General features: G+C 55.1%; 26 protein-coding genes. 19 read left to right on the top strand and 7 right to left on the bottom strand.

The features are described 5' to 3' along the window. From AB1763_00630 to ruvX, 10 genes are all read left to right on the top strand, one after another. The gene (locus tag AB1763_00630) at window positions 1-699 is read left to right on the top strand and encodes a DUF445 domain-containing protein (GenBank protein ID MEW5831327.1); all 699 of its coding nucleotides are present in this window, start codon (window positions 1-3) and stop codon (window positions 697-699) included. Between the two features lie 78 nt (window positions 700-777). Next, a complete protein-coding gene (locus AB1763_00625; GenBank protein ID MEW5831326.1) occupies window positions 778-3,354 on the top strand; it encodes an AAA family ATPase in 2,577 nt (858 codons plus the stop codon). Between the two features lie 47 nt (window positions 3,355-3,401). After that, entirely contained in the window at window positions 3,402-3,755 is a 354-nt protein-coding gene (locus AB1763_00620) for a hypothetical protein (GenBank protein MEW5831325.1), read from the top strand. A 95-nt stretch (window positions 3,756-3,850) separates the two neighbouring features. Continuing rightward, a complete protein-coding gene (gene rpmH / locus AB1763_00615; protein MEW5831324.1) occupies window positions 3,851-3,985 on the top strand; it encodes a 50S ribosomal protein L34 in 135 nt (44 codons plus the stop codon). Window positions 3,986-3,996: 11 nt separating this feature from the next. Then, the gene (rnpA, locus tag AB1763_00610; GenBank protein MEW5831323.1) at window positions 3,997-4,341 is read left to right on the top strand and encodes a ribonuclease P protein component; all 345 of its coding nucleotides are present in this window, start codon (window positions 3,997-3,999) and stop codon (window positions 4,339-4,341) included. Continuing rightward, window positions 4,316-4,651 (top strand): membrane protein insertion efficiency factor YidD, encoded by a 336-nt coding sequence (yidD, locus tag AB1763_00605; GenBank protein ID MEW5831322.1) that lies wholly within the window; start codon window positions 4,316-4,318, stop codon window positions 4,649-4,651. Before rnpA ends, yidD begins: the two co-directional genes overlap by 26 nt. Then, on the top strand, window positions 4,645-6,255 hold the full coding sequence (gene yidC, locus AB1763_00600) for a membrane protein insertase YidC (protein ID MEW5831321.1): 1,611 nt from the start codon (window positions 4,645-4,647) through the stop codon (window positions 6,253-6,255). Before yidD ends, yidC begins: the two co-directional genes overlap by 7 nt. Beyond that, window positions 6,242-7,015, top strand: coding sequence for a Jag N-terminal domain-containing protein (locus AB1763_00595; GenBank protein ID MEW5831320.1), 774 nt, complete (start codon window positions 6,242-6,244; stop codon window positions 7,013-7,015). Before yidC ends, AB1763_00595 begins: the two co-directional genes overlap by 14 nt. Continuing rightward, complete coding sequence (gene mnmE / locus AB1763_00590; GenBank protein ID MEW5831319.1) at window positions 7,015-8,358, top strand: tRNA uridine-5-carboxymethylaminomethyl(34) synthesis GTPase MnmE; 1,344 nt, start codon at window positions 7,015-7,017, stop codon at window positions 8,356-8,358. The genes AB1763_00595 and mnmE overlap by 1 nt, the downstream gene beginning before the upstream one ends. Continuing rightward, window positions 8,358-8,750: a Holliday junction resolvase RuvX gene (gene ruvX, locus AB1763_00585; GenBank protein ID MEW5831318.1), complete on the top strand. Its 393-nt coding sequence runs from the start codon at window positions 8,358-8,360 to the stop codon at window positions 8,748-8,750. Before mnmE ends, ruvX begins: the two co-directional genes overlap by 1 nt. On the opposite strand, the gene AB1763_00580 is transcribed toward ruvX, so the two are convergent. Continuing rightward, entirely contained in the window at window positions 8,719-9,411 is a 693-nt protein-coding gene (locus tag AB1763_00580) for a hypothetical protein (GenBank protein ID MEW5831317.1), read from the bottom strand. The two genes, ruvX and AB1763_00580, sit on opposite strands and share 32 nt — an antisense overlap. A 130-nt stretch (window positions 9,412-9,541) precedes the next feature. On the opposite strand from AB1763_00580, the gene ilvC reads away from it, so the two are divergent. The 3 genes from ilvC (at window position 9,542) to AB1763_00565 (ending at window position 12,481) form a co-directional block, all read left to right on the top strand. After that, the gene (ilvC, locus tag AB1763_00575) at window positions 9,542-10,564 is read left to right on the top strand and encodes a ketol-acid reductoisomerase (protein ID MEW5831316.1); all 1,023 of its coding nucleotides are present in this window, start codon (window positions 9,542-9,544) and stop codon (window positions 10,562-10,564) included. A 48-nt stretch (window positions 10,565-10,612) separates the two neighbouring features. Next, entirely contained in the window at window positions 10,613-11,635 is a 1,023-nt protein-coding gene (locus AB1763_00570; protein MEW5831315.1) for a divergent polysaccharide deacetylase family protein, read from the top strand. A 72-nt stretch (window positions 11,636-11,707) separates the two neighbouring features. Continuing rightward, window positions 11,708-12,481, top strand: a complete 774-nt coding sequence (locus tag AB1763_00565; GenBank protein MEW5831314.1) for a DNA-processing protein DprA — start codon at window positions 11,708-11,710, stop codon at window positions 12,479-12,481. A gap of 12 nt (window positions 12,482-12,493) precedes the next feature. Here the strand turns inward: AB1763_00565 and AB1763_00560 are convergent, their stop codons facing one another. From AB1763_00560 to hemW, 6 genes are all read right to left on the bottom strand, one after another. Then, window positions 12,494-12,808, bottom strand: coding sequence for a sulfite:cytochrome C oxidoreductase subunit B (locus AB1763_00560; GenBank protein ID MEW5831313.1), 315 nt, complete (start codon window positions 12,806-12,808; stop codon window positions 12,494-12,496). Window positions 12,809-12,817: 9 nt separating this feature from the next. Then, on the bottom strand, window positions 12,818-14,032 hold the full coding sequence (locus tag AB1763_00555) for a molybdopterin-dependent oxidoreductase (protein MEW5831312.1): 1,215 nt from the start codon (window positions 14,030-14,032) through the stop codon (window positions 12,818-12,820). 50 nt (window positions 14,033-14,082) lie between these two features. Beyond that, complete coding sequence (gene queA / locus AB1763_00550) at window positions 14,083-15,105, bottom strand: tRNA preQ1(34) S-adenosylmethionine ribosyltransferase-isomerase QueA (protein ID MEW5831311.1); 1,023 nt, start codon at window positions 15,103-15,105, stop codon at window positions 14,083-14,085. Then, window positions 15,106-15,888 (bottom strand): twin-arginine translocase subunit TatC, encoded by a 783-nt coding sequence (gene tatC / locus AB1763_00545; GenBank protein MEW5831310.1) that lies wholly within the window; start codon window positions 15,886-15,888, stop codon window positions 15,106-15,108. Further along, window positions 15,888-16,295, bottom strand: a complete 408-nt coding sequence (tatB, locus tag AB1763_00540) for a Sec-independent protein translocase protein TatB (protein ID MEW5831309.1) — start codon at window positions 16,293-16,295, stop codon at window positions 15,888-15,890. The genes tatC and tatB overlap by 1 nt, the downstream gene beginning before the upstream one ends. Window positions 16,296-16,371: 76 nt before the next feature. After that, entirely contained in the window at window positions 16,372-17,433 is a 1,062-nt protein-coding gene (gene hemW / locus AB1763_00535) for a radical SAM family heme chaperone HemW (protein ID MEW5831308.1), read from the bottom strand. Window positions 17,434-17,500: 67 nt separating this feature from the next. Between hemW and AB1763_00530 the strand changes: the two genes are divergently transcribed. The 6 genes from AB1763_00530 to AB1763_00505 are packed head-to-tail and all read left to right on the top strand — an operon-like array spanning window position 17,501 to window position 22,630. Further along, on the top strand, window positions 17,501-17,971 hold the full coding sequence (locus AB1763_00530) for an RNA pyrophosphohydrolase (protein ID MEW5831307.1): 471 nt from the start codon (window positions 17,501-17,503) through the stop codon (window positions 17,969-17,971). Then, window positions 17,971-19,182 carry an aspartate kinase gene (locus AB1763_00525; GenBank protein ID MEW5831306.1) on the top strand — a complete coding sequence of 404 codons (1,212 nt, stop codon included), beginning with the start codon at window positions 17,971-17,973 and terminating at the stop codon, window positions 19,180-19,182. Before AB1763_00530 ends, AB1763_00525 begins: the two co-directional genes overlap by 1 nt. Further along, window positions 19,183-19,731, top strand: a complete 549-nt coding sequence (locus AB1763_00520) for a HobA family DNA replication regulator (GenBank protein ID MEW5831305.1) — start codon at window positions 19,183-19,185, stop codon at window positions 19,729-19,731. After that, complete coding sequence (locus tag AB1763_00515; GenBank protein ID MEW5831304.1) at window positions 19,718-20,341, top strand: DNA polymerase III subunit delta'; 624 nt, start codon at window positions 19,718-19,720, stop codon at window positions 20,339-20,341. Before AB1763_00520 ends, AB1763_00515 begins: the two co-directional genes overlap by 14 nt. Then, window positions 20,331-21,470: a dihydropteroate synthase gene (folP, locus tag AB1763_00510; protein MEW5831303.1), complete on the top strand. Its 1,140-nt coding sequence runs from the start codon at window positions 20,331-20,333 to the stop codon at window positions 21,468-21,470. The genes AB1763_00515 and folP overlap by 11 nt, the downstream gene beginning before the upstream one ends. A gap of 2 nt (window positions 21,471-21,472) precedes the next feature. Then, window positions 21,473-22,630 (top strand): cation:proton antiporter, encoded by a 1,158-nt coding sequence (locus tag AB1763_00505; protein ID MEW5831302.1) that lies wholly within the window; start codon window positions 21,473-21,475, stop codon window positions 22,628-22,630. The last annotated feature ends 79 nt before the right edge of the window (window positions 22,631-22,709 follow it).

Genomic DNA, 22,709 nt, shown 5'->3' with positions numbered 1-22,709 from the left:
ATGGATAAAGGATGGTTGACTAACGCCGCAGCCCTGGGAGTGACCGGAGCTTCCTATTGGTTTGAGGGGACGGCCGCCGAAGCGGTGCGCATGGCGGGCCTTTTTGCCCTCTCGGGTGCACTGACGAACCAGCTGGCGATTCACATGCTTTTTGAAAAGGTTCCCTACCTCTACGGGTCGGGAATTATTCTGGATCGTTTCGAATCGATCAGAACGGCGATCAAAAATCTGGTGATGGAGCAGTTCTTCACCCCCGACAAGATCGAATCGTTCGTACGCGCGAACGAACGGAGCGTCGATCTCACCCCGATCATCGAAGCGACCGATTTCACCCCGGCATACCACGCGCTCGTGCGCAGCGTCATGGACTCCCCGATCGGCGCGATGCTGGGGATGTTCGGGGGCGACGTCGTCGTTGAAAAGCTCAAAGAGCCTTTCGTCAAACGGATCAAGGCATCGACGATCGAGATTTCCCAGAGCGAGTCGTTTTTAAGGGCCCTCAATACCCACCTCCATCAGGGGAGTCCCGATCTGGCGAAATCGATCGAACAGATCGTCGAATCGCGCCTGGCTGAATTGACCCCCGCTATGGTCAAAGAGATGCTCCACACCCTGATCAAGGAACACCTCGGATGGCTTGTGGTATGGGGCGGCGTTTTCGGCGGGGCGATCGGATTGGTGTCGGCGTTGATCGTCTAAGTTCGCTTTTTGCAATACACTTGACATGAAGTGACTCAAAGTATTATAATTCGTGTAACTCAACTAAAGGATTTTACGATGCAGAATATTTTTGAAAAACTGACCCACCAAATGACCGAGATGATCGAATCGTCGATCTCCCTGGCACTTCATAATAAAAACAGCGAAGTCGAACCGATCCATTTTCTCTGGGCGCTGCTGGCCAACAGCAACTCCCCCCTCAACCAGATGTTCAACAAAATGAGCATCGACAAAACGGCGATCGAACTCGACGTCAAAAGCGCGGCGGCCAAACTTCCTTCGGCGTCGCACGTCAGCAAGGAAAACATCCGCCTTTCACGCAATTTCGCCCATTCGCTCGAAGTGAGTGCGGGGGAGATGGCCAAAAACGGAGACAGCTTCCTTGCCATCGATACGTATGTCGTCGCGAATCTCCAAAACGACCCGTTCAAAGAGATTCTGGGCAAATACGTCGATTTGCGCGAATTGGCCAAAACGTTCGAAGCCTCCCGCGCCGGACAGAAGATCGAATCCCAAACGGCCGATGAGACGCTTGAATCGCTTTCCAAATACGGTATCGATCTCACCAAAGAAGCGGTCGAAGGGAAGCTCTCTCCCGTCATCGGACGTGACGAGGAGATTTCTCGGATGATGCAGATCCTTATCCGCAAGACGAAAAACAATCCCATTTTGCTGGGGGAACCGGGAGTCGGTAAAACGGCGCTCGTCGAGGGGCTGGCCCAGCGCATCGTTAACAAAGAGGTGCCGCTTTCCTTACAGAACAAGCGGGTCATCGCGCTGGACATGAGTGCGCTCATCGCGGGGGCGAAATACCGCGGGGAATTCGAAGACCGGCTCAAAGCGGTAGTGGACGAAGTCAAAAAGTCCGCCAACGTCATCCTCTTCATCGACGAAATCCACACGATTGTAGGAGCAGGGGCGAGCGAGGGGTCGATGGATGCGGCCAACATCCTCAAACCGGCACTGGCCCGCGGGGAATTGCATACCATCGGGGCGACGACGCTCAAAGAATACCGCAAGTATTTCGAAAAAGACGCCGCGCTCCAGCGCCGCTTCCAGCCGGTTCATGTCGAGGAACCCAGCGTTAACCAGTCGCTTCAGATTCTGCGCGGGCTCAAAGAACGCCTCGAAGCGCACCATACCGTCACGATCACCGATTCGGCCCTCGTGGCGGCGGCAAAGCTCTCGGAGCGCTACATCAACGACCGTTTCCTTCCCGACAAGGCGATCGACCTGATCGACGAAGCGGCGGCGGAGCTGAAGATGCAGATTGAATCCGAGCCCAACGCCCTTGCAAGCGTGAAGCGTCAGCAGACCCGGCTGCAGGTGGAAAAAGAGGCGCTCAAAATGGAAGAGTCCGCGGCCAATACCAAGCGGCTCGAAGAGATCGAAAAAGAGCTCGCCGACGTGAGTGAGGAGCGCCGCAACCTCGAAGCGCAGTTCGCCCATGAAAAAGAGGTGTTCGAAAAGATTTCGGGCATCAAGGGGCAGATCGAGTCGAAACGGCGTGAAGCGGAGAGTGCCAAACAATCCGCCGATTTCAACAAGGCCGCCGAGATCGAATACGGCCAGATCCCCAAACTCTTTGAAGAGGAAAAAGCGCTCCAGGAACGCTGGAAAGAGATGCAGCGTGCCGGAACGCTCCTCAAAAACAGCGTCGACGAAGCTTCCATCGCGGGCGTCGTAAGCCGCTGGACGAAGATACCGGTCACCAAAATGCTGCAGAGCGAAAAAGAGAAGATACTCCACATCGAGGACGAGCTCAACCGCGAGGTGGTCGGGCAGGAACGCGCCACCCATGCCGTGGCCCGCGCGATCAAGCGGAACAAAGCGGGGCTCTCCGACAAAAGCCGTCCGATCGGATCGTTCCTTTTCCTGGGCCCTACCGGGGTCGGGAAAACGCAGACGGCCAAAACGCTGGCGAAGTTTCTCTTCGACAGTTCCGAAGCGATGATCCGCATCGACATGTCCGAATACATGGAAAAACATGCCGTGTCGCGCCTCGTCGGTGCGCCTCCGGGATACGTCGGATTCGAGGAGGGGGGACAGCTCACCGAAGCGGTCCGCCGCAAACCTTACAGCGTCATCTTGTTCGACGAGGTCGAAAAAGCGCATCCCGACGTTTTCAACGTTCTGCTTCAGGTGCTTGATGACGGACGTCTGACGGACAACAAGGGGGTCGTGGTCGATTTCAGCAACACGATCATCATTCTCACTTCGAACATCGCCAGCGACAAGATCATGGCGCATCACGGGGACGAGAAGCTGGAAGGGCTGGTGCTCGATGAGCTCAAACGCCATTTCAAACCCGAATTTTTGAACCGTCTCGATGACGTCGTCGTCTTCAACCCGCTGGGTGAAGCGCAGATCCTCTCGATCGTCGATCTCTTCTTCGGCGAGATCGCTGCCAAAGTCGAGGAGCGGCAGATCACCCTCACCCTGACCGACGCGGCCAAGCGCCATATCGCCGAAGCGGGATTCGATCCCGTCTACGGAGCGCGCCCGCTCAAACGGGCTTTGTACGAAATCGTCGAAGACCGTCTGGCCGACCTGATCCTCGGCGGGGAGGTCGACGAGGGATCGTCGGTCACTTTTGACGCCGAGGGAGACGAGATGAAGGTGAGCGTGGCCTGATTTTCCGCCCCTTGCGGGGCCGGGAAAAAAGAGCTACCATATCGCTTATGAAGACGATCGCACTGCTGATTTCGTTATTGTTGCCGTTGTGGGGATGTACGGGGGATTGCATGACGTGTCATCCCGCCCTTTTAAAAAACATCGACAGCGACCATCGCCATAAACCGATGACGACCTGTATCCAATGTCACAGCGCCAATCCTTCCAAAATGGCCGAATGCGGGAGCGACTGTTTCGCCTGCCATCCTATGGCAAAAATCGAAGGGGTACGGGTCGCGGAACACGCGGTGATCCGCGAGTGCCGCGACTGCCACATGAAGCTGAAAACAAAAGTAGAACTGGATATGGCACCCAAAGGGCAGTCGGTGATGCCGACGCTGCGGGAATTTTTGAAACCGTAGTTGCCCCCGTTTAAAGAAGCTTTTGTGAAACTTAATCGATCTTTAAGTAAGATTGCCCTATTATTGCGTGCTAAAAATTTCTAAAGGGAATGGTTATGAAAAGAACATACCAACCGCATAATACGCCACGTAAACGCACACACGGTTTCCGTGCCCGTATGGCGACAAAAAACGGCCGCCGCGTATTGAACGCTCGTCGTGCCAAAGGTAGAAAACGATTGGCTGTGTAAACGGCTTTTCGATGCTCAAACTCCACAGCGAGTTTCAGCGAGTCTATCAGCGCGGAAAAGGTGCGCACAGCACCTCGATGGCGCTGTTTTATCTCCCGATTGCGGGAGAAAAGAAAGTCGGGTATACCGCAAGTAAAAAAGTCGGAAACGCAGTGGTGAGAAACCGGTGTAAAAGGCGCTTGCGCGCTCTTTTTGCCGAGTTTTCGGCCGATGCGCAGGACGGATGGTACGTCTTCGTCGCCAAAGGGCCTTTGTTCGAAAACCCTTTTGAAAACGTGCGGCGCGACTGCAAATATGTTTTGAAACGGACGGGTGCTTTGTGTGGGACAGATGATAATAAGAAAGTTCTTTCTTAAACTCCTTTGGCTCTACCGGCACTCTTTCTCCCTGGTGACGCGAGGTTCGTGTCGCCATTATCCTTCATGCTCGGAATACGCCCTGTGGCAGTTCGAGTGCAACACTCTCCCCCGCGCTTTCGGTTCAACATTTTTGCGTATTCTTCGATGCAATCAACTTTTTCGTGGCGGTATCGACTACCCGACGATTGCCAAACCGGCGATGAAGCCTGCAGAACTTTCCGTAAATACGATAAAATACTGGTTTGTTCCATATCAACAGAATTATTTTCTGATCAAAAATTTTAAGTTTAAAGGGTCCCAGTGCTAGAAAAGTTTACCCCGAACCAGCGGCTCCTCGTTGCCGTTGCACTATCGTTTTTGTTTTTTATCGGATATACGACCGTATTCCCGCCCGAAACCCCCAACAGCGAGCAAAACACGACCGAGAAACCGGTCGTCCGTGCGGCTGAGGCCCAGAATCCGGTAACAACAACCGCGACGGAGGCGAACGCTTCGTCCGCGGTGCCGGTATCGATGACGACCACCGATACGCTCACCACCGTTTCAGCCAAAGAGTTCACGCTGAAAATCGATACGCTCGGCCGTATTTCGTCGGTTGTCCTGAGCAACGCGAAACACAACGGCAAAGACGGCAAGCTTGCCGAGCTCGTCTCCGCAAGCGGTGCCAAACCCCTCTACGTCCGTTTTGCCGACGAAGCGCTCAACGATGCCGCATCCAAAACTCCCTATACGGCCAGCGTCAACAGCATGACGCTCGGCGAGAACGGCAAATCCACGGTAGTCCTGACGCAGGCGCTGCCGGGAGTGACACTCACCAAAACACTGACGTTTTACAGTGACGGACACTACGATGCGAAAATCGCCCTTTCGAACGAAAAACGCTATTTCGTCTATCTGGGACAGCACCCGCAGATCATCGAACAGATCATGACGGTCGTAGGAAGTATGGTCTACTCGGGTGACAGCCTGACGACGATTTTCGAAGACGGCGACGTCGAAGGTCGCTCGATTTTCAGTGACGTTCACCTTGCTTCGTCGTTTGACCAGTATTATGCGTCGATCATGTACGGATTTGACAAATCGACCCAGGTCACGGTGGAACGCGACGCGAGCAACAACCCCGTCACCTATCTGGAAGGGACGCCGAATTTCGCGTTTAACGGATACATCGGCCCCAAAGAATACAAAACGCTCCACTCAATCGATCCCGTACTGGTCAACGCGATCGAATTCGGATGGTTCACGTTCGTTGCCACCCCGATTTTCAAAGTCCTGATGTGGCTCCACGGCATTTTCGGCAACTGGGGATGGGCGATCATCGCGCTCACCATTATCATCCGTATCTTCCTCTATCCGCTCACCCACAAAGGGATGGTGTCGATGCAGAAGATCAAGGAGATCGCTCCGAAGATCAAAGAAGTCCAGGAAAAATACAAAGGCGATCCCGCGCGCATGAACGCCGCGGTCATGGAGATGTATAAAAAGCACGGCGCCAACCCGCTGGGCGGATGTCTGCCGCTTCTGCTCCAGATCCCGGTCTTCTTCGCGATCTACCGCGTGCTTCTCAATGCCGTCGAATTGCAGGGTGCACCGTGGATGCTGTGGGTCACCGACCTCTCCCGCATGGACCCTTACTTCATCCTCCCGATCCTGATGGGTGCGACGATGTATTATCAGCAAAAAATTACGCCGAGTAACTTTACCGATCCGCTGCAGGAGAAAATTTTCAAATTCCTGCCGATCATTTTCACGTTCTTCTTCTTTACATTCCCTGCGGGGCTCGTACTGTACTGGTTCGTGAACAATATCTTCTCGATCGCGCAGCAGTATTTGGTGAACAAACAGTTCGAGGCGGCCCGCGCGGCCCGTCACGAAGCCCATCTTGCGGAAAAGCATCATGAAAAAGATTGAAGCGCCGACGCTCGAAGAAGCCTATGCCAAGGCGGCTTCGGAGTTCGGATGCTCCGTCACCGCCTTGCAGGTCGAGATCATCCGTTTCCCTTCGAAAGGGATACTGGGGATGTTTAAAAAATCGGCCCTCATCGTTGCCAATCTTCCCCAGCCTTCCTCCTCTTCCGCTTCCCCCGTTTCCTCTTTGCTTGATGAACCAGTACAGCCCATAATCGACGAACCCGATACGCAAGAGTATTATGGTGCCGATGAAGACGAATACGGCGAGGAAGGGGACGAATATTACCCCGACATGAGCGCGCAGGAATGCGCCGACGAAGTGAAAGCCCAGATTAACGAACTGTTCGCGGGGGTGTGCTTCGACATCGACGAGGTGCAGGTGAGCGTGTATGACGAGAATACCCTTCTCATCGAATTCACCGGCCCCGACGCGGCGCTCATGATCGGCAAAGAAGGGTACCGCTACAAGGCCCTCTCGTACATGCTCTTCAACTGGATTAATGCCGTCTACGGAATGCAGCTGCGTCTCGAAATCGCCGAATTCCTCAAAAATCAGGAAGAATCGATTTCCCGCTATCTCGTGGGAATATGCGAAACGATCGAACGGGACGGGCGCGCCCAGACCAAGGTGCTTGACGGCGTCCTGGTGCAGATCGCCCTCAAACAGCTTCGCGAGCGATATCCCGACCGGTACGTGGCGATTCGTTCGACGCGCGACGGCGGAAAATTCATCGTCATCAACAGTTACCACGAGTATTGATGAACGCCACCATCGCCGCGATCGCCACCGCCCATGGCGTCGGCTCGATCGCCATCATCCGTCTCAGCGGCGACGCGGCCCTTTCGATCGCCCTGTCGCTCTCGCACAGACAAACCCTCACTCCCCGTTATGCCACCCTCGCGTCACTCTACGAGAGGGACGGAAGCCTGATCGATGAAACGATTGTCATCTATTTTCAGGGACCCAAGAGTTTTACGGGGGAAGACGTCGTCGAATTCCAGTGTCACGGCGGGCTGATCGTCGCCGAAAAGATCCTCCGCGCGGTCCTGACCTTGGGCGCGCGCCTCGCCGATCCGGGGGAATTCAGCAAGCGGGCGTTTCTCAACGGCCGGCTGGACCTGACACAGGCCGAAGCGATCGCGTCGCTGATCGAAGCGAAAAGCGACGACGCCGCGCGGATTCTGGCCCGCCAGATGAAGGGTGAGCTGCGCGGGTACGTCGAAACGATCCGCGATTCGCTCCTCGAAATTCTCGCCTATTCGGAGGTCGTGATCGATTACGCCGAAGAGGATCTTCCCCCCGACGTCGTCGACCAGATCGTACTCAAACTTTCCCGAATCAAAAGCGAACTGTCGCGCACCCTCGAAGCAAGCCGTCGTCGCAGCGGGCTGATGCAGGGGTACCGCGTCGCGATTATCGGCAAACCCAACGTCGGGAAAAGTTCGTTGCTTAACGCGCTGCTCGATTACGAGCGGGCGATCGTGAGTGACATTGCGGGGACGACGCGCGATACGATCGAAGAGCAGGTACGCATCGGTACCCATCTGATCCGTCTGGTGGATACGGCGGGGATCCGCTCCGCCAGCGACGAAATCGAAAAGATCGGCATCGAACGCTCCATCGCCGCGGTCGAAAACGCCGACATCGTCATCGCTTTGTTCGATGCGAGTCGGACGATCGACGACGAAGACCGTGCCATCATCGATCTGATCGAACGTTACCGCGGGGAGAAACCGTTTATCTGCGTCCTCAACAAAGCGGACCTGCCCGAACGGTTCGAGGGGGAGATGCTGGGGAAATACGATCCGATCCGCCTGAGCTGCAGGGAACAGACGCATCCCTTGGCCGACGCACTTGCGTCGTACATGGATCACGACAACGAAAGCGAAGAGATGATGCTGATTTCGCAGCGGCAGGTGAGCGCCGTTTCCGAAGCGCTGTGCGCCATCGACGACGCGCACGAACCGCTCCAGGACGGGGAACTGGAGTTCTTTTCGTTTCACATCAACCGTGCGATCCGCTCCGTTGCCTCGCTGAGCCGGCCATACGAACTTGACGAGATGTTCGACAAGATGTTCGGACAGTTTTGCCTGGGGAAATGATGGGAGCCGTTATCGCGATCGATCTGGGTCTCAAGCGGATCGGGCTGGCGCTCAGTTACGGAAACGGCATCGTAACGCCCCTGAACGCCGTCGAACGGCGCAACCGCAATCAGGCGGCGAACGACGTCAAAAAAGTACTCGACGAATACGAAGCGCAGACGGTGGTGATCGGTATTCCGATGGGGAGTACGACCGAGGACGAGATGCGCCGCCGGGTCGCCCATTTTATGAACCTGGTCGATTTCAAAGGGGAAATCGCATATCAGGATGAGGCGAACAGCTCGCAGGAAGCCGAAGCGCTGATGCGCGGAGAGATCCGTTACAAGCGCGACGGGCGGGTCGATTCGCTTGCGGCGAAAATCATCCTGGAACGTTACCTGCGCGTGCTCTAAAATACGCGAGCGCCTCTTCTTCGTCGTCGCTCAGGGTGGCGTAGTCGGAATCCGTGAGGAGTTTGTTCTCGATCGTTTCCGCGCAATACGCAAAACCCGCCTGTCGGGTATGGACGATATCGGAAGGGAAGCCGAGGCCGCTGAAGCGGTAGGGGTCTTCTTGCTCGATGCACAGCACGATCCCCTCGGTCGCCGCCTCCAGATGTTCGACGATGTCGCGATAGGTGATCGAAAATTCGGTTGCGTGCCATCCGATCGTTTCGAGCTCCTTGTCCGAAAAACGGTCGATGCCGTCTCCTGTCGTGTCGTCATACAATGCGCGAGACCGGTTCCAACCGATGATGTTCTGCCACGCACCGGCGGCTTTGATCAAGACGCGGTCTTCGTCTTCGACGATGCGGTAAGCATCGCCCAGCATCGATCCGATCGGACGGTTCGTCGTGGTACTCAAAGGAGAGAGGGGAGGAACCGAACCTTCGAAAACGGAAATCAGCGTCGGCGGGAACGGTTCGTAGACGATTTCACCCTGGTGGGAAATCGCGAATTTTTTCTGGGACGAAGCGGCACGCAGCAGTTCGGCGCGCTCGACGATGATAATCTCTTTGAAGAGGTTGAACTTTTTCATGGCGTGATATCCCGTTTTTGGGGTGAATTGTAGCATGCCTCCGTTCATACACACTTACACGCCGATTTAGCATCGGGGTATAAGGCTCCACTAATTTTTATTTATGCAAAAGTGGGGTATAATCCGCGAAATTTTAAGCTTTGTATGCTTACTCAAGGATACCTTTATGGCATTGAACGTTTACTACGACAAAGATTGCAATACGGCACTCATCAAAAGCAAAAAAGTGGCGATGATCGGTTTCGGATCACAGGGTCACGCACATGCGGAAAACCTCCGTGACAGCGGCGTCGAAGTCGTTATCGGTCTTCGCAAGGACGGAAGCTCATGGACGAAAGCGGAAGCAAAAGGGTTCAAAGTTATGACGGTCGCCGAAGCATCTGCGTACGCCGATGTCGTTATGATCCTTCTCCCGGATGAAAACCAGGCGGAAATCTACAAAAACGAAATCGCTCCGAACCTCAAAAGCGGTGCGACGATCGCTTTCGGACACGGGTTCAGCATCCACTACGGACGCATCATCCCGGCCAAAGACATCAACGTTATGATGGTTGCCCCTAAAGCACCCGGACATACCGTTCGCAGCGAGTTCGTCAAAGGCGGCGGTATCCCCGATCTGATCGCCGTTTACGCGGATCCGAGCGGAAACACGAAAGAACTTGCCCTTTCGTATGCTTCGGCAATCGGCGGCGGCCGTACGGGTATCATCGAAACGACGTTCAAAGACGAAACCGAAACCGATCTTTTCGGTGAGCAGGCGGTTCTTTGCGGCGGTGTCTCTGCCCTGATCCAGGCCGGATTCGAAACCCTTGTCGAAGCGGGTTATCCTGAAGAGATGGCGTATTTCGAGTGTCTGCACGAAATGAAACTGATCGTCGACCTGATTTTCGAAGGCGGTATCAAAGATATGCGTTATTCGATCTCCAACACCGCCGAGTACGGCGATATGGTTTCCGGTCCCCGCGTCATCAACGAAGAGTCGAAAAAAGCGATGCGCCAGGTTCTCAAAGAGATCCAGAACGGCCAGTTCGCCAAAGACTTCGTCCTCGAAGGACAGGCGGGTTATCCGCGCATGAACGCCGAGCGCAAAAACCTGGCTGCCCATCCTGTCGAAGTGACGGGTGAGCGCCTCCGCGCGATGATGCCGTGGATTAAAGCGAACAAAATCGTCGACCAGTCCAAAAACTGATTCTTCGGGGCACGCGCCCCGCACACCACTACAGGGGTTTTCCCTTCGATGCACAAAACTCCTTCCCCGTTTCCTCGTATCTGGCTCAAACGTATCGCCCTGGCTCTGGCCGTCGCCCTCTTATGTATCCTTTCGCTGTTTGTGGGATATTACATCGGGTACGGGCAGATGGAGGGGGAACTGACCCGTGAGAGGGAACAGACACGCCAGCTTATCGATGAGATAAAAATGATCACCTCGATCGACGAAGCGACCGGGCTCGAAGCGGGAAAACGCGAAGAGGAGATACGCCGTTTGAAGAAGGAACTGCAGACGGTGCTCGAAGAAGAGCGTCCTCTGCGTGCTCTCGAACCCCAGCACGAGTATGCCCCCAAAGAGCCCAAAGCGTCTCCCCCCCCGGCATACACCCGTCCCAAAGTCCCCTCGGGCAGCGGGGCGAAACTGGTCATCATCATCGACGACGTGTCGTACGAACGCGATGTCAGGGCGATCCGTTCCACCGGCCTGCCGCTTGTGATGTCGTTTCTCCCCCCCAGCTCGCGCCATCCCGGATCGGCTGATCTGGCGCGGGGAGAAAACGGCTACATGGTCCATCTTCCGCTGGAAGCGGAACATTTCGACGACGAAGAACCCTCCACCCTTCGCCAGGGCGATTCGGAAGCACAGATCGCCCAAAGAATCGCACAGCTCAAACAGCTCTACCCCAACGTCCGCTACATGAACAACCACACGGGATCGAAGTATACCGCCGACTCCGAAGCGATGGAAAAACTGATCGGGGTGTTAAAGAAAGAGGGGATCATCTTTGTCGACAGCCGCACGACACCCAAAAGCAAAGTGCCGCAGGCAGCTTCCAAACACGGGATGCGCTACATCGGGCGAGACGTCTTTTTGGATCATCAAAGCGGCGTTGCGAACGTGAAACGCCAAATCCGTGAAGCGGTCGAAAAAGCCAAGCGTCACGGCACCGCGGTCGCCATCGGGCATCCGCGTCCCGACACGATCCGCGCGCTGAGAGAGTCCAAAGAGGTGCTGGGGGAAGTGCGGCTGGTCGGGATCGACCAAATTTGACATCCTGACATAATTTTCCCTTTACGGAATGTTTTGGCTATAGTATTGCCAAAGCATCCAGGAGAGAGGATCGTGAATACCGTACCCGGCGTGATCGCCGAACTCGAATCGATGAAACGCTATCCCCGTACACTCTATTACCGCGGTTCGCTTGAACTGCTCGAAACTCCCAAAATATCGATCGTGGGAAGCCGCCGCGCGGGGCAATACGCCCGTAGCGCGGTTTTCGAACTTTCCAGAAAGCTTTCACAGTCGGGAATGACGATTATCAGCGGTGCCGCAACGGGGATTGACCGCGTCGCGCATGAAGGGGCGGGAGTAAACCGTACCGTTGCGGTCCTCCCGTGCGGGATTGACCGACATTATCCTTCTTCGAACCGTGATCTGATCGAATCGATCGCTACCCAAGGACTGGTGCTGAGCCATTTCGAACCGGGATTCGAAGCGCGCGAGTGGAGCTTCGTGGCGCGCAACGAAATCGTCGTTGCGCTGGGTTCGGCACTCGTCATCGCCGAAGCCGAACCCGACAGCGGAAGTATGCGCAGCGCCGAATACGCGTTGGCAATGGGGAAGCCGATCTACGTGCTGCCCCATCGGCTGGGAGAAAGCGGGGGGACTCGGCGGCTTTTGGCCCAGAACAAAGCAACGGCAATCGAGGACATTGATCGGTTCGTCGAATCACTGAGCCGTGTATCGCGTCAGCGGATCGAAGATACCCCGTTTATCGCCTATTGCCGGAACGGACCGACGTACGAAGAAGCGGTTACGGTGTATCCTGCGGAAATATTCGAAGCGGAACTGGGGGGCATGATCGAGGTAAGAAACGGAAGGGTTTACCCGGTTTGAGAGGGGTTCGGCTCAGTGTTGAGCCGAGCTTTCGTACCCGTAGTGTTTGACGAGGTAGTTGACGATGATCTGCTGATCTTCCTTGCCGATGGGGGCTTTGAATTCATTGACCATTTTTTGGACGGTACCGGTCCAGTACGGGCGGCTTTTTTTCCCCTGGTTGAGGATGTATCCCCAGGAGTGGCAGATAAGGCAGTATTGTTGGGCCACTTCGTCGTGGTCCCCTTTGACCATCGGATAATCGACGTAAGGCATTTCGATCGGTTTGGCCACCTGGGCGTTTAGTGAAGCGGCAAGCAACAGGGCAAGCAACGGGAATTTTTTCATGATCGCTCCTTACACGATTTGCACGCTGACGGCGTCAACGGCGTTGTATTGGTATCCGCCGGCATTCCAGCCGATTTCATGCGCCTGCGGCTGGATGTTGCCGATGCGGTTGATGGCGCGCACCATGATCGTATGGGCCCCTTTGGTTTTGGGTTCCCATTCGTATACCCATTGACGGTAGGCGTATTTACCGTAGTCTTTTTGTAGCGCCGTCGCACTCCAGCTTTTGCCGCCGTCGACGGAGATCATCACCTCTTTGATCCCTTTCCCCTGATCGAAGGCGACCCCGGTCACCTTGACGCGCGAACCTTTTTTGATCACGGTGCCGGGCGTCGGATAGCCGATGACCGATTTGACTTTCATTTCCGCGATCGGTTTGCGTTTGTACTCGAAGTCGCTTCCCGAAACGACGCATTCGCAGTCGTTGTCGGGAACGGTGTAGGCGACGTCCATGAAAAAGCTGTTTTGATACTCGTCGAAAACGGTAATTTCACTCAGCATTTTGACCCAGCTGTCGGAGAAATGGCCGGGGATGACGAGGCGCAGCGGAAAGCCGTTGAGGTAGGGGAGGTCTTCGCCGTTCATTTCGTAGGCGACGATCAGTTCGCCGCTGAGGGCCTCGTCGATCGCCATTTCACGGAAAAATTTGGGCGTGGCGTCCATCGCCGGTTTTTCGAGGCCGTTGACGCCCACCCACTTGGCACTTCCTTTGACCCCTGCACGGTGGAGGATGTCTTTGAGGCGGACCCCTTTCCAGACGGCACTGCCCATCGCTCCGTGGCCCCACTGCACGCCGTGCGTCGCCTGCCCGCTGGCGGCGTAGTATTTGCGACTGTTGCCGCCGCACTGGAGGACCGAGGTGATCTGTACGGGCTCGAATTTGCTTTTCAGATCGTCAACGCTCAAAGAGAGGGGAGTCTCGACGGATCCTTTGACTTCGAGGCGAAACTCCGCCAGATCGATGTAGGTCGGAATGTCGGGCATATGCCACCGGACGAAGAACTGGTCGTTGGGGGTGATCGCCTGGGTGAAAATATCGCGCGGCGATTCGAGCAGCGGCGGACGGTCCGAGATTGTCTTGAGAGGTTTCTTTTGGGGAAACGCAATGTGGGGAGGGACAAATTCCTTGGCATCGGTGATGATTTTGGAAGAGGACTCTTTGCCAAAGAGAGAAGAAGCGCCGAGGATCAGGCCGGCGCCGAGAAAATGTCTGCGGTTAAACATGATAAGCCTTGGTGAAGGAATATCACTATTTTATCATAAACAGAATTGATTTAGAGTATAAGCATGGCATCGCCGTAAGAAAAAAAGCGGTATTTCTGTTCAATCGCTTCGGCATAGATGCGGTGGGTCTCTTCGAGGCCGACGAACGAAGCGACGAGCATCAGCAGCGTCGACTGCGGAAGGTGAAAATTGGTCAAAAGATGGTTGACCCGAAGGGGCGGATTGTTCGGGTGCAAAAAGAGGTTTGCCTCCCCCTCGCGCTCGCGGGTGCGGACATGGTACTCGACCGTGCGGGTCGAAGTCGTTCCGACGCAGAGCAGGGGGGCATCACCGCGGATAAGATTGTACGCCGCGTCGCCGATGGCAAAATACTCCGAGTGCATCGGGTGATCCGTGATCTTTTCGACTTCGACGGGTTTGAAGGTTCCCGAGCCGACGTGAAGGGTGACGAAGGCGTGCGGATGGCGCGCGCATACCGCGCGGAAGAGTTCGTCGCTGAAGTGCAGCGATGCCGTCGGGGCGGCGACGGCCCCTTCTTGACGTGCAAAGACGCTCTGGTACTCCCGCTCGTCTTCGCTGTTGTCTTCGCGTCCGAGGTAGGGGGGAAGGGGGATATGACCGATTTCGTCGAGCAGGGGAAGTAGCTCTTCAAACCGCAGACGTTGTCCCCCGAGGGAAAATTCGACGTCACGGGAGCCGTCTTCATGTAGTTTCACAACAACGGCGACAAGATCGCGTTCAAATAGAAGTTTCGTCCCTTCCTTGACCCGTCCCCGGACGTAAACGTTGATCCGATAGGCGTCCAGCGGGCGGTTGATCAGCAGCTCTATTGCTCCGCCCGATTCTTTATGCCCGTAAAGACGGGCTTTGATGACTTTGGTGTCATTGAAAATGATCGCACAGTTTTCCGGGAGAAAATCGTCGATTTTATCGAAACGGGTGTGCGTGATGGAGCGATCGCTGCGGTTGTAAACAAGAAGTTTTGCGTGTTCGCGCGGGGAGACGGGGAAAGAGGCTATAAGCTCTTCGGGAAGCTCATAGTCGTAGCTCGACGTCAGAAGAGGATTGAGCATTTAGTCAATTGTCTCTTCTTCATCTTCGGCAATGTAGGGTTCTTCTTTCGGGGCAGGGTTGACCGCACGGACAATCAGGATCGAAATCCCGTACAAGAAGGTGAGGGGGATGGCCATCAGGATCTGGGTCATAACGTCCGGCGGGGTCAGAATCGCCGAAATAATAAAGATCAGTACGATCGCGTAACGGAAAAAAGCGGTCATCATCCGGTCGTCGATAAGCCCCAGGAGTGCGAGAAAATAGCAAATGACGGGAAGCTCGAACGCGAGGCCGAAACCGAACATGATCTTGGTGAAGAAATCGATGTAGTCTTCGATGTTGATCAACGGGACGAATTCGAACGCCCCGAAGGCAATGAGGAATTCAAATCCCAGCGGCGTGACGACATAGTAGGCAAACAGCGCCCCCGCCACGAACATGATGGTACCCCCGAAAATAAAAGGGTAGAGCATCTTTTTCTCGTTTTCGTAGAGGCCCGGCGAAATAAAAAGCCACATTTGCGCCAGAATCACCGGCAGCGACGCGAGGAGACCTCCGAAAAAGGCGACTTTCATCGCGACGAAAAAGGTTCCTCCGACCTGTGTCGTCGTTACCATTCCTTCCGCGGCGTTTTTGGAAACTTTCCCTACCGAAGCGAGGGCTTCGTTGAGCGGTGCGGTGAGCCAAGAGAGGATCGGCTCGTGGAAATTGAACATCACGAAAAACATTACGATCACGGTCGCGACGCTGATGCCCAGCCGCTTGCGCAGCTCGGCGAGGTGGGGTTTCAAATCGTCAAACATCAGGCATTCTCTTCGGTTTTGGTTTCAGCGGGTTTGGAATCTTTGGATTTCGGGGCGAACGTAATCACTTCGGGTTCTTTCGGGGCCGAGGGTGCGGGTTCGGGGGTATTGAGGTTCAGGTCGTTTTTCACCGAAGCGAGTTCGCTGCCGATTTCGGTCACGTTGGTAAGACGCTCGAGCTCGGCGCTCGCATCGGTCAGTTCGCGTTTATAATCGAGGGCTTTTTCCTTCATCTCGGAGAGCTTCATCTCCTCTTCGAGGGTGGCACGCGCGGAACTTACCGTCCCTTTGACCTGGCGGAAAAATTTTGCGATTTCGACCATCGTCGTCGGAAGCTTGTCCGGTCCCAAAAAGAGGATCGCAATAATAATGATGAGGAAAATCTCCCCCAGACCCATTCCAAACATGCGCTCAATCCTAATAACTAAGGTAATAATCGGGAGATTTTATCGAAACAAAGTTTAAAACCCCTGAACGGAGGATCTAAAATCCCTCGATCCGCAGCGCGATTTCGTCCGCAAGCAGGAAGTCGGTATTGTACAAACGCCCTTCGCGTTCTTCGAGGAGGCCGGAGCGGAGCAGAATGTCGGCCTCTTTTTTCTGTACGGCGGTAAGTATCCCGGTATCGATGCCGATCGCGCTGCGCATTCCCAAAAAAAGTTTTTCGCTGAGAAGATCGTTGGACGAAAGCTCCTCGACGTGTTCGGCGAGAGGATCGGCGATGTAGGTTTCGATGCCGCTCGGGGGATAAAACCGGCGGTTCTCCAAAAAGCCGACCGCGCCGCTGCCCAGTCCGATGTAGGGCTTGTGCTCCCAGTATCCGAGGTTGTGCCGGCACCGGTAGCGTCCGAAATTGGAGATCTCGTACTGTTCGAACCCCCGCAGGGCGATCTCTTGGAAAAGCCACCGCGTGAGGTCGAGTTCTTCGAGCGCTTTTTCGGGGGTTTTTTCGAAAGCGGTCGACTCTTCGATCGTCAGCGCATAGAGGCTGATGTGGTCGATCGGAAGCGAAAAGGCCGTCGTGACGTCCCGTTCCAAAAGGGGACGAGTGTCTCCCGCGACGCCGTAGATCAGATCGAGCGAGAGATGCTCGAACCCGATTTGTGCGGCGTTGCGGATCGCGCCGGTCGCCTGGGCGCCGTTGTGGGCGCGGCCGAGGGCGGCGAGTTTGGCGTCGTCAAAGCTTTGAACGCCGAAGCTCACACGGTTGACCCCCAGTTCTCTCATCCCTCTCAGCCACTCCGGGGTGGCGCTGTTGGGGTTGGCTTCGGACGTGATTTCGCATTTTTGCGCCAGAAACGGCCGGATTTTCGCAAACAGCGGCGCGTACAGCGAAGCGTCGACGGTCGAGGGGGTTCCTCCGCCGATGAATACCGTCTCGATCCCCTTTTGAATCGTCGTTCCGAACCGTTCGAGTTCCCGTTCGAGCTGTACAAGGAGAGCGTCCATGTACTTTTTGCGGAGAGAAAATTTGTCGACGTAGGAATTAAAGGCGCAATAGGAACATTTGCTGTCGCAAAAAGGGATATGAATGTACAAAAGCATGGGGAATTATACTTATTTAATGGCGAATAGTTTACAATATCCCCTCAAAAAAATGTAAAGATGGTGAATGACACATAATTTGTTCTACCGGCCGAACGTCGCGGCGATCATCGTTTCGAGTGAGTATCCCGAAACGAAGCAGATTTTTATCGCCGAGCGCACCGATTTGGAAGGGGTATGGCAGTTTCCGCAGGGAGGGATCGACGAGGGGGAATCGAGCGAAGAAGCCCTTTTCCGTGAACTCAAAGAGGAGATTGGGACGAAAAAAGTCGAGATCATCGCCGAATATCCCGATTGGATCGCGTATGATTTTCCACCCCACATTGCCGCCAAAATGGCGCCGTATGCGGGGCAGAAGCAGCGCTATTACCTCGTGCGGCTGAAACCCGGAGCCAAGATCGATCTGGATACCAAACACCCCGAATTCAAACGTTACCGTTTCGTCGGGGTCGATGAACTGTTCGACCACATCGCCCATTTCAAAAAAGCGGTCTATGAACAAGTGATTTCCCATTTTAGAGCCAAGGGGTACCTGTAATGCTAATCGTACAAAAATTCGGCGGAACCAGCGTCGGGGATCTGGAACGGATCCAAAACGTCGCGAACCGGGTTTCTGAAACCCTCAAAGAGGGGCACAAAGTCGTCGTCGTCGTTTCGGCGATGAGCGGTGAGACCAACAAACTGATCGCGTATGCCGAACACTATACCGACTCGCCCGAACGCCGCGAAGTCGATATGCTCCTTAGCTCGGGCGAACGCGTTACGGCGGCCCTCCTTTCGATCGCCCTCAATGCCATGGGGCATAAAGCGGTATCGATGAGCGGCCGTAAAGCCGGGATCGTCACCGACGCCGTTCACACGAAAGCGCGGATCGAAACGATCGATCCCGCCGCCATGCACGCCGAACTCGCAGAAGGGAAGGTCGTCGTCGTTGCCGGTTTCCAGGGAGTTACCGAAGAAGGGAACGTCACGACGCTCGGACGCGGAGGATCGGATCTTTCGGCGGTTGCGATTGCCGGCGCGCTGGAAGCGGACCTGTGTGAAATTTATACCGACGTCGACGGTATCTACACCACCGACCCGCGGATCGAGCCCAAAGCCCGCAAAATGGACAAGATCAGTTACGACGAGATGCTCGAACTGGCATCCCTGGGGGCCAAAGTTCTCCAGAACCGCTCCGTCGAACTGGCCAAAAAACTCAACGTCAACCTCGTTACCCGTTCCAGCTTCAGTAAGGCGGAAGGGACATTAATTACAAAGGAAGAGAATATTATGGAAAAACCACTTGTCAGCGGTATCGCACTCGATAAAAACCAGGCACGCGTTTCACTCGGCGGCGTTATCGACCGTCCGGGGATCGCCTCGGATATTTTTACCCGTCTCGCCGACAACAGCGTCAACATCGATATGATTATCCAGACCCTCGGCCACGACGGTAAAACGAATCTCGATTTTACCGTTCCGAAAACCGAGTTGATCGATGCGAAAAAAGTGGTCGAAACCTTTATCTCCGAAGGGGAAATCAGCGAAGCGAGCTACGACGAGCGGATCTGTAAAGTATCGATCGTCGGCGTCGGCATGAAATCCCATACGGGTGTAGCGGCCAAGGCGTTTCAGACGATGGCTTCCGAAAACATCAACATCATGATGATCTCTACCTCCGAAATCAAAGTATCCATGGTGATCGACGAGAAATACGCGGAGCTGGCCGTGCGCTCGCTGCACAGCGCTTATTCACTGGATCAGTAAGTGCGCCGTTTCGATCAATGGACGTTGGATTCGATCCGCTCCGAAGGGGCGGCGATGAGCTGGTTCGAAGAACAGCGTTTCGAGTGGACTCCGGCCGTTGCCAATGCCCTTGAACAGGTGATGGAGGGGAAAAGTATCGTCCTCATCACCGATCACGATCGAAAGTGGTTCGCCCACTACATCACCTCGTCGCTCAACAAGCGCATGCAGGACCGTCCGATGATTCCGATCGTCTGTATCGATGCGCTTTTTCCCCATTACGACCATATCAGCGGCGGCGAAGCGATCGATACGCTCACCGACATGCTCGACATCACCTTCAAAGGTGAATATTTCTTCTGGTACGTCGGCAGAGGGGATGAACGCCGCGCAGACATCGCCAAACGCAATGCCAGCAGCCTGCTGTGGATCATGGACGAGAGTTTCCAGAACGCGGTGCGGCTGAGGTCGTTCGATCCGCTGATCGACATCAAGCTGCTGCAGCTCTACCGTTTGTTTGACAAAACGCTCGGCGCGATGCTGTTCGGGGAGATTGATGTTCACGAGTGAGCGGGGAGGCATCATCATCACCGAACGCCTCGAAGAGAGGTGTACCCAGATCGAAGAATCGTTGCGACCCCTGCGGTGCGTGACGTTTCTGCGCGACGATTTCAAGATCGAAGACGCCAAGGAAGCGATCGCGGAAGCCTACAAAAGCGAATCACAAACCAAAACCCTCATCCTCGGAGCCAAAAGTTTTACCGTACCGGCGCAGAATGCCCTGCTCAAAATTCTCGAAGAACCTCCGCGAAACATCGTTTTCGTCCTCCTCGCCCCCAACAAAAGCACTTTTTTGCCGACGGTCCGCTCGCGTCTGAGCCTGAGCGTCGAAAGGGAGGGCCGCGTCTACGAACCGCTGCCGATTACATTGGGGCGACTGGACCTCTCGGCGATGTTCTCCTTTGTCAAAGAGAACGATCGGCTCAAAAAGCATGAAGCCAAAGAACTGATCGAGCGGCTGGCCCATCAGGCCGTGCACGTCGAACAACTGAGTCTTTCGGCGTCCCAGCTTGAGGGGTTCGAAAAAGCGATCCGCCTCATCGAACTCAATACCCGTTTTCAGAGCGTATTGGTGATGGTGCTGATGAATTTTCTCAAAGAGGTGAAGCGTGTACGTTGAGAGACTTTCGGATACGACCGACCTTCGCCGCGAATTGGTTCGTCTGGGCGTTGATGGCAGAGGGATTGCAATCCTCGCCGACAAGGGAACCTCCCATGTGATCAAAATTTCCGACCTCCACGTCGGCGCCGCCAATATCCTCAAACAAGACGCCCTTAGCGTCGGTGCCGATCTGGCGGTCCCCAGGGGAACCGTCACTGCGTCCGCTCCGCGCGTCGATGCGCTGCTCATTGCGACCGAACGGCAGCTCGCCGCACTGATCCAGAAAGAAAAAGCCCAGCCCTTCGGACTCAAACAGCTTTCGGCCGAACTGTCGGGCTTTTTGAAACTCCCTTTCCGTCCTGAAGTTCAGGTCATGGGAATCGTCAACGCAAACGATGACAGCTTCCATCGCGAGAGCCGTTTTCAGGGGGAAGCGGCACTGGAGAAGATCCGGACGATGATCGAAGAGGGGGCCTCCATCATCGATTTGGGAGGCGTATCGAGCCGTCCGGGCAGCGAAAGCGTCAGCCCCGCCGAAGAGCTCGCGCGGCTTTCGCCCGTGATCGACCTGTTGTACCGTGAAAAAATTCACGAGAGGGTTCGGCTGAGCCTTGACAGTTACGAACCTTCGGTCATCGCCTACGCGCTGGAGAGAGGTTTCTCGATCGTCAACGACATCACGGGACTCGCCAACGACGAAGTGGCACGGTTGTGCGGTACGTACGGCGCTACCGCGGTCGTGATGCACATGCAGGGAGACCCCAGGACAATGCAGGAGAACCCGACCTACGAATCGGTCGTTCACGAGGTCGAACTGTTTTTCCGTGAACGGATCGAAAAAGCCGAACGATTCGGGATCAACGACCTCATTCTCGACACGGGGATCGGCTTTGGGAAACGACTCGAAGACAATCTTGCCCTCATCACCCACCAAAAACATTTTCTTCGGCTGGGCAAACCGCTGCTCGTCGGAGCCAGCCGAAAATCGCTGATCAACGCGCTGTCTCCTTCGGCGGTTTCCGAACGGCTGCCGGGGACGCTCGCGGTTCATCTCAAGGCACTCGAAGAAGGGGCGACGGTTCTACGGGTTCACGACGTGAAAGAGCACGTTCAGGCGATCGCGGTCTGGAAAGCGTTGAGAGGGTAGGGATGAGCAACAGCGCGGTTATCATCACCCTTTCGTTACTGGTGCTCCTTTCGCCGTTTTTGTCGCGCGTCACCCGCATTCCCGTTGTCGTCGTCGAGATATTGCTGGGGAGCATGGCCGCCTATTTCGGCTTTCTCGTCGAAAACGAACTCTTCAAGATTATCGCCAAGGTCGGATTCTTGTACTTGATGTTCCTGGCCGGGATGGAGGTCAACCTCAAAGCGTTCGGTTTCGAGAAAAAATCGCTCCTGCGCCGAACCGTCGTCTATTTCGTGATGCTTTATGCCTGTTCGTTGGCGCTGTTTTTGTATTTCGATCTCAGTTCGGTCTATCTGGTCGCATTCCCGATCTTCTCACTGGGAATGCTCATGGCCCTCGTCAAAGAGTACGGGAAGAGCGAACCGTGGCTGGCGCTTGCGCTCAACATCGGGATTATCGGGGAACTGGTGAGTATCATGGCGCTTACGATCCTCAGCGGAGGGCTCGAATACGGATACAACCGCGAATTCGCCTTTACGCTGGGAGGACTTTTTCTTTTCCTTATTGCGTTTGTACTGCTCTTCAAAGGAATCCGCATCCTTTTTTGGTGGTATCCTGGGCTCAAGACCCTCATCATGCCCCATGAAGACGGCAAAGACCAGGACGTCCGCTTTTCCATGGCGCTGATGTTTATCATGGTCGCGGTGATGCTCTACCTCAAAATCGACGTCGTTTTGGGCGCATTCTTGGCGGGCGTTTTCATCGCGACCTATTTCAAACACAAAACCGAGCTTCCCGAGAAACTTTCGTCGTTCGGTTTCGGGTTCCTGGTGCCGATCTTTTTCATCCACGTCGGCTCGACGCTGGCGCTGGATGCGTTTACCGATCCGAAAATCCTGCAGCTGGCGTTGGCGATCGCCGGGGCGATCATCGGGGTGCGCCTGCTCAGCTCGTTTGTCGCCTACGGCGGCTATCTGGGGTTTCGCAACACGGTCTTGTTTTCGCTCAGCGATTCGATGCCGCTGACGTTTACGGTGGCCATCGCGACCCTCGGATACGGTGCCGGAGCCATCACCCACGATGAATATTACGCGTTTATCGTGGCCAGTATGGGGAGCGGAATTTTCTTAATGATCGCGATTAAAATCATTTATTCATTTTTTCGCCGATATAGACCATAACTATTTAAAAGTTTTTATGGGTACAATTATCGGAAGAATTAATGATCTTGATGCGTGCGATTAGACAAAAGCGAGGGTG

Source organism: Campylobacterota bacterium (assembly GCA_040752835.1).
In the GTDB taxonomy this organism is placed as follows: domain Bacteria; phylum Campylobacterota; class Campylobacteria; order Campylobacterales; family Sulfurimonadaceae; genus Sulfuricurvum.
This window is presented reverse-complemented; position numbering and strand designations above follow the sequence as displayed.

What these genes read in the sequence shown, in the direction of transcription:
- AB1763_00525 (MEW5831306.1), top strand. Translation starts at nt 17,971, where the DNA reads ATGCTAATCGTACAAAAATTCGGCGGAACCAGCGTCGGGGATCTGGAA.
- AB1763_00530 (MEW5831307.1), top strand. Translation starts at nt 17,501, where the DNA reads ATGACACATAATTTGTTCTACCGGCCGAACGTCGCGGCGATCATCGTT.
- rnpA (MEW5831323.1), top strand. Translation starts at nt 3,997, where the DNA reads ATGCTCAAACTCCACAGCGAGTTTCAGCGAGTCTATCAGCGCGGAAAA.
- AB1763_00505 (MEW5831302.1), top strand. Translation starts at nt 21,473, where the DNA reads ATGAGCAACAGCGCGGTTATCATCACCCTTTCGTTACTGGTGCTCCTT.
- AB1763_00625 (MEW5831326.1), top strand. Translation starts at nt 778, where the DNA reads ATGCAGAATATTTTTGAAAAACTGACCCACCAAATGACCGAGATGATC.
- AB1763_00620 (MEW5831325.1), top strand. Translation starts at nt 3,402, where the DNA reads ATGAAGACGATCGCACTGCTGATTTCGTTATTGTTGCCGTTGTGGGGA.
- ilvC (MEW5831316.1), top strand. Translation starts at nt 9,542, where the DNA reads ATGGCATTGAACGTTTACTACGACAAAGATTGCAATACGGCACTCATC.
- hemW (MEW5831308.1), bottom strand. Translation starts at nt 17,433, where the DNA reads ATGCTTTTGTACATTCATATCCCTTTTTGCGACAGCAAATGTTCCTAT.
- AB1763_00580 (MEW5831317.1), bottom strand. Translation starts at nt 9,411, where the DNA reads ATGCTACAATTCACCCCAAAAACGGGATATCACGCCATGAAAAAGTTC.
- yidD (MEW5831322.1), top strand. Translation starts at nt 4,316, where the DNA reads ATGATAATAAGAAAGTTCTTTCTTAAACTCCTTTGGCTCTACCGGCAC.
- AB1763_00630 (MEW5831327.1), top strand. Translation starts at nt 1, where the DNA reads ATGGATAAAGGATGGTTGACTAACGCCGCAGCCCTGGGAGTGACCGGA.
- tatB (MEW5831309.1), bottom strand. Translation starts at nt 16,295, where the DNA reads ATGTTTGGAATGGGTCTGGGGGAGATTTTCCTCATCATTATTATTGCG.
- rpmH (MEW5831324.1), top strand. Translation starts at nt 3,851, where the DNA reads ATGAAAAGAACATACCAACCGCATAATACGCCACGTAAACGCACACAC.
- AB1763_00560 (MEW5831313.1), bottom strand. Translation starts at nt 12,808, where the DNA reads ATGAAAAAATTCCCGTTGCTTGCCCTGTTGCTTGCCGCTTCACTAAAC.
- AB1763_00515 (MEW5831304.1), top strand. Translation starts at nt 19,718, where the DNA reads ATGTTCACGAGTGAGCGGGGAGGCATCATCATCACCGAACGCCTCGAA.
- queA (MEW5831311.1), bottom strand. Translation starts at nt 15,105, where the DNA reads ATGCTCAATCCTCTTCTGACGTCGAGCTACGACTATGAGCTTCCCGAA.
- ruvX (MEW5831318.1), top strand. Translation starts at nt 8,358, where the DNA reads ATGGGAGCCGTTATCGCGATCGATCTGGGTCTCAAGCGGATCGGGCTG.
- AB1763_00570 (MEW5831315.1), top strand. Translation starts at nt 10,613, where the DNA reads ATGCACAAAACTCCTTCCCCGTTTCCTCGTATCTGGCTCAAACGTATC.
- AB1763_00595 (MEW5831320.1), top strand. Translation starts at nt 6,242, where the DNA reads ATGAAAAAGATTGAAGCGCCGACGCTCGAAGAAGCCTATGCCAAGGCG.
- tatC (MEW5831310.1), bottom strand. Translation starts at nt 15,888, where the DNA reads ATGTTTGACGATTTGAAACCCCACCTCGCCGAGCTGCGCAAGCGGCTG.
- AB1763_00555 (MEW5831312.1), bottom strand. Translation starts at nt 14,032, where the DNA reads ATGTTTAACCGCAGACATTTTCTCGGCGCCGGCCTGATCCTCGGCGCT.
- mnmE (MEW5831319.1), top strand. Translation starts at nt 7,015, where the DNA reads ATGAACGCCACCATCGCCGCGATCGCCACCGCCCATGGCGTCGGCTCG.